The sequence below is a fragment of the Pseudomonas sp. P5_A12 genome (assembly GCF_056400685.1).
In genome coordinates, this window is record NZ_JBFUKU010000330.1 from 1 (window position 1) to 5,511 (window position 5,511).

Consider the following 5,511-nt stretch of genomic DNA (forward strand, 5'->3'; position numbering starts at 1 on the left):
GTGGCCGGCGTATCAAACCGCTGGAAGATGTGTTCGCCGAGTACGGTGAACGCGTTTTGGCGGTGGCCCTGGATGTGACTGACGAAGCTCAGGCACTTGCCGCGGTCGAGACTGCCGTCGCGCGTTTTGGCCGAATCGATGTGCTGGTTAACAACGCCGGTTATGGGCAACTGGCGCCCTTTGAAGACAATCTCGCCAATGAAGCCGATACGCAGTTCGCGACCAACGTGTTTGGTGTGTTCAACGTCTGCCGTGCCGTATTGCCCGTCATGCGTGCGCAACGCAGCGGTCACGTATTCAACGTGTCTTCGATGGGTGGCGTTGTCGGGATGGGTGGTGCGGCACTGTACTGCGCATCGAAATTTGCCGTGGAAGGTTTTTCCGAGTCCCTGGCCCTGGAAGTGGCGCAGTTCGGCATCAAGGTGACGCTGGTGGAACCTGGGGTTTTCCGTACCGACTTCCTCGACCCCAGCTCCGCTGTCTTTGGTACCCGTGGGCTGGAGGATTACGCCGCATTCACGGCCAAGGTCAAAGGCGCTTCGGCCGCCTACAACCATCAGCAAACCGGCAACCCGGCGAAGCTGGGTGACGCGCTGGTGCACCTGGCTAACAGTGAACATCCGCCGTTGCGTTACCTGGCCGGCTCCGACGCTTATCAGCAAGTCAGCAACAAGCTCAACAATATGCTCGCGGAAATCGAGCTGTGGCGACAACTGTCCTATTCCACCGACGGCCTATAAACCGCCAGTGCGCACAGCCTTTATGACAAGGCTGTGCGCACTCGGGTGATCAACCCTTACTGCTTGATGAAATAACGCACAAACAACTGCCCCTCTTCGAACCGATACAACTCGATCGTCTCGATTCCGCCTTCCTGCTCGCGAAATGCATTCAGGTGATGGCACGCGGCTTCATTGCCATTAACGATGCACTGCCGCACCTCGACGCGAATCTTCGGTTGCTGTTGCGCCCACATGCCTTCCAGCACCTGCCAGGCATCGTGCTGGGGTTTGCCGACGTATTCGATACTCAAGCCATTGGCCGCGACGCTGCGGTAATGGGCAAAAAAGCCCTCTTTATCACCTCGATTCCAGCAGTCGATCTGGCCGTGCAGGAAGTGCTCGATTGCGTGTTTGTCCATGCTCATATCACGTTCATCCTCGGGTGGGGTTCAGGCGTGTTGCCGTTGCTGCAGAGTGCGCTGAAGCGCCAGAAATGCCGGTTCCATCTTCAACCACAACAAAATGGTCGGGCCGATAATGGCGCAGCAGAAACAGCACACCAGCACCGCTGAATAGCTGCCGTACCTATCGTAAAGATGGCCGAACAACATGGGCACCAGCCCGGCAGCAATGGTGATCAGGCACAGGTGTAAACCAAAGATCCGCGCGTAGTCTTTCAGGCCGAAATAACGTGCCATCAGGAATGCCGCCAGATCGAATTCAGCCCCGGCACTTGCGCCGATACAGAGGGTGGCAAGCACCATTAACGGTGTGCTCTGCGCCCCGCCAAAGAGAAAGATCGCGCAGCCAAGCGCAGGTAGCGCCAGGCTCACCGCAGCCACCAGAGAAGGTGAAAAGCGGTCGAGCATGTAGCCCACCAACAAACGCCCGCCGATGATGGAAATACCAAAGGTGCTGAATATCTGGCTGGCCTGCTGACCACTCAAGCCTTTGCTTTGCAACATCGGCACCATGTTGGTGACCATACCTACGGTCAACGATACCGACAGTATCAGCGCGATGTTAAAGCCCCAGTATTTCCCGGAGCGCAACGCTTGTTGAAAGGACATGCCGGCCAGTTCCGGGAGTTCTTTGTGCGTCGTCGCTTCAGTGCTGGCGTGCGGCGCCGGCATGCGCAACCACATCAATGACAAGGGCAGCGTAAACAGCAGAGGCATCGCCCCCAATGCAATAAAACCCGCCTGCCAGCCATAGCTGGCAATCAACCGCGACAGTAGCGGCGGCAGAATCATTGCCACCAACCCGGTTCCACACAGAATCACTGCCAGCGCCAGACCACGGTTGCGCTCGAACCAGAGATTGACCAGTTGCGTCCAGGTGATCGCAATGGTGCCGGCACAGATGATCGGTATGCTGAAAAATGCCAGGTACAACCAACCAATCGAGCCCTGAATTTGGGTGATCGCAAAATAACCGACGATCTGCAGCACGATCGAAACAATCGCCACTCGACGCAAACCGAAACGGCGGTAGAGCCAGCCGACCAACTGCGTGGAAATCGCCACACCGGCGAACAGGAAGGTGATCGAAGCCTGCAAGTCGCCACGGCTCCAGCCGAAGGCCTGTTCCAGCGGAATGACGAGGGTGCCAAAGGCATACAGCAGTGCAGCGGAAAGGCTGGTGCAGATGCCAAACAACCCCAGCAGCACCACGCGCCAGCCACGCTTGAACTCCGAGAAATCATTGCCACCATGGGCCGTAACGCTGCTATTGCGTGTATCTGTTGTCATGACCTGACTCCCTGCGCGAGCCGCCATCGCGGACGCGCGACATGCTTAATGGCCCTTGAGGATTTCTTCGACTTTGGGCAGCGCGATCATGGTGGCGCCGCCATCCACCAGCAGCGACGTGCCGGTGATATAGGAAGCCTCGTTGGAAGTGAGGAACATCACGGCATTGGCAATATCAGCAGTCTCGCCCAGGCGCCCAACCGGGAAGTGTGCGGCGAGTTTGTGCGGCAGTTCATTGCCCAGGGTTTCCAGCATGTGGTCAGTGCCAATCAGGCCGGGTTCGACAACGTTGACCAAGATATTCATGGCGCCGAACTCCACCGCCAAACCGCGGGCGAACGCATTCATGAATGCTTTGCTCGAACTATAGGCAATCAGTCGTGGTGTGTATTTGCGGTTGGCTTCGCCGGAGGAGATGAAAATCAGCCGGCCTTTGTCGACAGCTTTGGACAGGTAAGGTGCGCTGTCCTTGGCCAACCAGAACAACGACTGAATATTGCTGCGAACAATGTGATCGAAGGTGTCATCGGCCATTTCGGCGATCAGTCCGTGACTGGTATCGGCGGCGCAATGCACCACGATATCCAGGCCGCCAAAACGCTCTACGCCACCTTGCACCATCGACTTGATCGCCTCGCGGTCGGCGATGTCTCCACCGACCAGGCAGGCTTCACCGCCCAGGGCCTTGATTTGCCCAATGGTTTCTTCGCCATATCGAGCAGTGCGTGCCGACACCACCACTTTGGCGCCCTCACGGGCATAGGCCAGGGCAATGGCGCGTCCCATGCCTCGACCGGCACCGGTGACCAGCACGACTTTGTCGCGAAATTTCATCGTGATTCCTCATTGTTGTTATTAGTAGAGGCTTTTGATGCAGCACGTGCGCCGGGTTGCTGATCGCAACCAGGCGCACCCAGCTTATTTACAGATCCTTGCCTGGAACGTTACGGGCCGAGCCGTTACGCCGGTCCGACTCGCCCCAGCCCAGCCAGTGCGAAGGCTCGCGTGTGTCGCCAACTCGACGCCAACGCCCTTCCTGCTGCGCCGTGACCGGGAAACCACCAACGAAGTCGATCATTTCGCCCTTCTCGTCAGGCAGGAATTCCCACTCTTCCTTGCCTTCCAGCACGATTTTGGCGGACTTCAAAAAGTAACTACCGTCCTTGTGCTCGGTCTGTCCTTCGATATCGGTGGTGACCCGTACCTCGCCTTTTTCATTGTTAAAAATGGCATAACCCAGGTGGTCGTGACCGACCATGAATGAACCGGTATCCCACGTGCCGTCTTTATAAACGGTGACAAAGGACCACCAGATCACATGCTTGTTGTTGTTCACCACCAGGTCTTTCTTGAAGTGGATGGCGCCGCCTTCAGCCATGTAGAACTGGTCCAGCGCCATGGCGCCTTTCACCGGACGCCCCTCGCAGACACCGGCGATATCCCACAACTGTGAAACGTAAAAGGTGCCCCACTCCACACCCGGCAAGTACCACTGCAAACCCGGTCCGAGCAGACGACCTTCGAGGTGAAACAAGCCTTCTTCTTTCCAGGTCAGGCGCTCACTGCTGGCCGTGATTTCCCAGCCATTACCGGGTTCACCCGGTTGGCTGGCCCAGCGTGCGGTATCACCTTCCAGGCTATGCACAGGCAGTGGCGTCAGTGCCTGCCCGGCCATTTTTTCGTGGTCCATGCGCAGGTGGACGTTGTCGACGTGGTTGTTCAGGTAGTAGAACTTGGTCGGGTTCGGCGTTCCATTGGGCGCCATCAGCGACCGCACGAACGAATAGATATTGCCCTGTTCATCGCGCACCGATCCAAATGGCGAGCTCTTGCTCAAATGCAGGCCGAAGAAGCCGCGTTCGGCAGACATCGAAGCGCCAGTGACCTTGTGCGGACCGACCAGTTGTTGGAAGCCGAAATCACCGCGTTCTGGAATGGTTTTAAACGTTCTCATAATGCCCTCTGTTGTTTTTGTTAAGGCTTGGAAACGACTTTGAATCGTGGATCAGTCCCAGATCACCGGAAGCGTCGATACGCCACGCAGCTGCGCTCCACCGATCTTCGGTACGGGTTGAGTCGGGTCGAGGCGCAAGTTGGGGAATAGATCGAGGATCGCGTTGACCGCGCAGCTGATTTCGACCTTGGCCACAAACTGGCCGATACACATATGCGGGCCAAAGCCGAAACCAAAGGAGGGTTTTGCCTTGCGATCAATGTCGAATACATCGGCGTTTTCAAAAGCGTCTTCATCGCGGTTGGCGGACACCACCATGCATTGGACGAACGAGCCCTTGGGGATTTTCACACCGTGGAATTCCACTTCCTTCGCGGTTTCGCGCACCTTGAAGGTGGCCACCGGTTCAAAGCGGGTGGTTTCGTCCATCAGTTTGGCGATCAGCGAGCGGTCGGCCTTGACTCGTTCGAGCAACCCGGGCGTGGTGAGCAGCAAGGTCATCACCGATCCGAACATGCGCGTCGTGGTTTCGCCAGCCGCCGGTAACAACGAGCGGGTGAAGGTAACCACCTCGTGGTCATCCAGCGTGCGCCCTTCGTATTCCGCGCGCAGCAAACGACCGACCACATCATCGCCTTGACTGCCCTCGGCGCGACGTTGCACCACGACCTCGGCAATTGCGTCGTAAAGACCTTTGACGGCGATGCCGGCCTGACGTCGTGCTTCCACCATTTTGCTCGGGTCAATCTGGTTTCCGCCGACAATGGCCAAGGCCCAGGCGGCGTATTGCTTGTACTTGGAGGGATCATCCGACGGGAAGCCCATCAAGGCGTACATGACGCGAATCGGCAGTTCGAGGCCGAACTTCATCAGGTCGGCCTTCTTGGCCGCCAACATTGGCTGGATGTATTCCTCGCGGATCACTTGATCGATCTGCGGGCGCCACTTGTTCACGGTCTCCGGCATAAATGCCGGTTGCAGCAAGGCACGCACCTTGCGGTGCTCGTCACCGTCCATGGCCAGAATGATCAAACCATCGAAAAACGCGCCCAGACCTTCAGCAATAAAGCCGCTGGTGTAGGTC

At 57.5% G+C, this 5,511-nt stretch carries 6 protein-coding genes; 1 reads left to right on the forward strand and 5 read right to left on the reverse strand.

Annotation, left to right across the window (positions count from 1 at the left end; genetic code table 11):
• A partial coding sequence (locus AC1DSG_RS26915) for an SDR family NAD(P)-dependent oxidoreductase (protein WP_477793597.1) occupies positions 1-740 on the forward strand: 740 nt, incomplete at its 5' end.
• A gap of 56 nt (positions 741-796) precedes the next feature.
• Here the strand turns inward: AC1DSG_RS26915 and AC1DSG_RS26920 are convergent.
• From AC1DSG_RS26920 to AC1DSG_RS26940, 5 genes are all read right to left on the reverse strand, one after another.
• Positions 797-1,147: a nuclear transport factor 2 family protein gene (locus AC1DSG_RS26920; protein ID WP_477793598.1), complete on the reverse strand. Its 351-nt coding sequence runs from the start codon at positions 1,145-1,147 to the stop codon at positions 797-799.
• Between the two features lie 24 nt (positions 1,148-1,171).
• Positions 1,172-2,473 (reverse strand): MFS transporter, encoded by a 1,302-nt coding sequence (locus tag AC1DSG_RS26925; protein WP_477793599.1) that lies wholly within the window; start codon positions 2,471-2,473, stop codon positions 1,172-1,174.
• A gap of 45 nt (positions 2,474-2,518) precedes the next feature.
• Complete coding sequence (locus AC1DSG_RS26930) at positions 2,519-3,307, reverse strand: SDR family NAD(P)-dependent oxidoreductase (RefSeq protein WP_477793600.1); 789 nt, start codon at positions 3,305-3,307, stop codon at positions 2,519-2,521.
• An 88-nt stretch (positions 3,308-3,395) separates the two neighbouring features.
• A complete protein-coding gene (locus AC1DSG_RS26935) occupies positions 3,396-4,427 on the reverse strand; it encodes a hypothetical protein (protein WP_477793601.1) in 1,032 nt (343 codons plus the stop codon).
• A gap of 51 nt (positions 4,428-4,478) precedes the next feature.
• Positions 4,479-5,511 (reverse strand): cytochrome P450 (locus AC1DSG_RS26940; RefSeq protein ID WP_477793602.1); only part of this gene is annotated, 1,033 nt, incomplete at its 5' end.